This is a genomic window from Photobacterium obscurum, from assembly GCF_026191635.1.
Classification (GTDB): domain Bacteria; phylum Pseudomonadota; class Gammaproteobacteria; order Enterobacterales; family Vibrionaceae; genus Photobacterium; species Photobacterium obscurum.
Genome location: NZ_JAKRRW010000046.1, coordinates 1 through 2287, shown reverse-complemented (window position 1 = coordinate 2287; position 2287 = coordinate 1). Strand labels below are relative to the sequence as shown.

Here is a 2287-nt window from a genome sequence, read left to right as displayed (position 1 = left end):
AAGCCGCTGCGCGGCAGAATCAATGATCGCTGAAAGAACCTTACTCTTCAGTAACACCGCTATTCCAGCGGTGATTAACTGGAGACAGCATTATGACCCCTTCCGAAAGACAACGATTCGATGACTTATACCAACAACACCTCAACCAACTAAAATTGCAGGGCAAACGCCCAAAAACTATCGCAGCCTATTCCCTGGCTGTCCGGCGCATCACTGAGTATTTTGATCGCTGCCCCGACAAACTGACCATTGATGATCTGAGACGCTACTTCAGCCAGCTCATCGGTACTGTATCCTGGAGCACTATCAAGCTCGACCGTTGCGGGCTGCAGTTTTTCTATAAACACACTCTGCATAAACAGTGGGAATGGATAGGTATTATCAAACCACCCAAAGTCACTCGGCTACCCAACATCATATCCCCAGAGCAAGTCGCCAGTGTGATTAACCACACACGAGAGCCACGCTACCGGGTGTTATTCCTGGCCATCTACACCATGGGACTACGGATTAACGAAGCGCTCAATATCACCATCCCAGATATTGATAGCCACACAATGCAAGTTCATATCCGCCATGCCAAGGGTGGAAAAGATCGGCTGGTGCCGCTGCCCACACGAACTCTTCATGCACTTCGCCGTTATTGGTGCACCCACCGCCACCCGACACTCATATTCCCCAGCAAAGGGAAGTGCTGCGATAACGTCATGAATGACATGGGCCCCCAGAAAGCCCTAAAGCAAGTCCTCAAAGAGTGTGGGATTTATAAAAGGATCACCCCACATTCGCTGCGACATTGTTTTGCCACCCATCTGCTTGAGCAGGGGCTTGATCTCCGCTCCCTGCAAATCTTGCTTGGGCATAGCAGCCTGAATACCACAGCCCGCTACACACAAATGACCCAGCTTAAAGTGAACGATGCCAGGCAGGCCCTCAACCTGTTGGCTGACAGGCTCCATCTGGACTGGGAGCTGACACTATGAGCTCCTTCATTGATTTACTCCGTCAATACCGCCATGAGCTCGAAGTGCAATACGGCAGTCGCTTCAATAATGATATCCGTCGGGCTATCACCGCCATGCTGCAGTGTAAAACAGAGAAGCAAGGACTCTCCCAGTGGTATTGTTCACACTGCCATCATCATGACAGGCTGGCCTTATCCTGCGGCAACCGGCACTGTCCCCAGTGCCAGCACCGCACTACATCTGACTGGCTGGACAGGCAACAGCAAAAACTCCTGCCCGTTCAATATTACATGGTGACGTTCACCCTACCTTATGAACTGAGGAGTCTTGCCCAATCTCACCCCAAGCCCCTGTACCAGGCCATGTTCTCCGTTGCCTCAAACGCTTTAAAAGACTTTGCAAAAAGACAGCGCAAAGGGGAACTGGGGTTTACCATGGTTCTCCATACCCATAGCCGGCAACGGAACCTTCATCCTCATCTCCATGTTATCGTTGCAGGAGGACAATACGACTCAAAAAGACATCAATGGCATAAAGGGAAGAAGCGTTACCTGTTCAATGCCTTCGCGCTGGCTAAGGTCTGGCGGGCCAGGTTGTTGGAAGTGATCAATCAAGATAAACAAATGGCGTTGCCCCGGTACTTACCTGAAAAGTGGGTGGTTGACTGCCGGTGTGTCGGGTACGGTCTCCATGCGCTTCAGTACCTGTCCCGTTATCTCTACCGTGGCGTCCTACCAGACAAGGACATCATCCGAATCAGCGATAGTGATGTCACCTTCCGTTACCTTGACGGTCGAACCAATGAAAGAAAGACACGGACACTGCCGATACTGAAGTTCCTGTGGCTTATCCTGCAACATGTCCTCCCTAAAAGCATGCAGCGAGTGAGGGACTATGGCTTCCTGAGAGGAAACGCCAGGCAACTGCGCATCCAGATCCAGTTACTCTTTTTATCTGGGCTATATCTCACCCCGTCAATGGGAAAAACTGTGAAACGAAAAATAGTTCGGCCGTGCCCTTGCTGCCAACACGATATGGCTTGCGTGGGGATCAGCCGACCGAGTTAGCCGAAAGGCAGGCATAACAAGGATAATGGCCTCAATCTGAAATCTAGGAGGTGTACCAAAACATGCTTTAAAAGTCATAAGCTTACGGGGATGTGATGCTACTCTGAATCACGCCATGGCTCTGTTCGTCCTTAAAAAACGGTTAACCCCGTCCCCACCCAACAATCAAAACTGGAATTTACTATAAAGAAGTTGCTCGGGCTTGTTCAACTCTGAATAAAGCTGTCGGCTGCGCGACAGCTATTCTTATTTGTT

The 2287-nt window shown here is 50.3% G+C and carries 2 protein-coding genes; both read left to right on the top strand.

Annotated features, from left to right (window positions below):
* Positions 1–92 precede the first annotated feature (92 nt).
* On the top strand, positions 93–983 hold the full coding sequence (locus MD588_RS25815; protein ID WP_265700821.1) for a site-specific integrase: 891 nt from the start codon (positions 93–95) through the stop codon (positions 981–983).
* Positions 980–2032: an IS91 family transposase gene (locus tag MD588_RS25810; protein ID WP_265700820.1), complete on the top strand. Its 1053-nt coding sequence runs from the start codon at positions 980–982 to the stop codon at positions 2030–2032. Before MD588_RS25815 ends, MD588_RS25810 begins: the two co-directional genes overlap by 4 nt.
* The last annotated feature ends 255 nt before the right edge of the window (positions 2033–2287 follow it).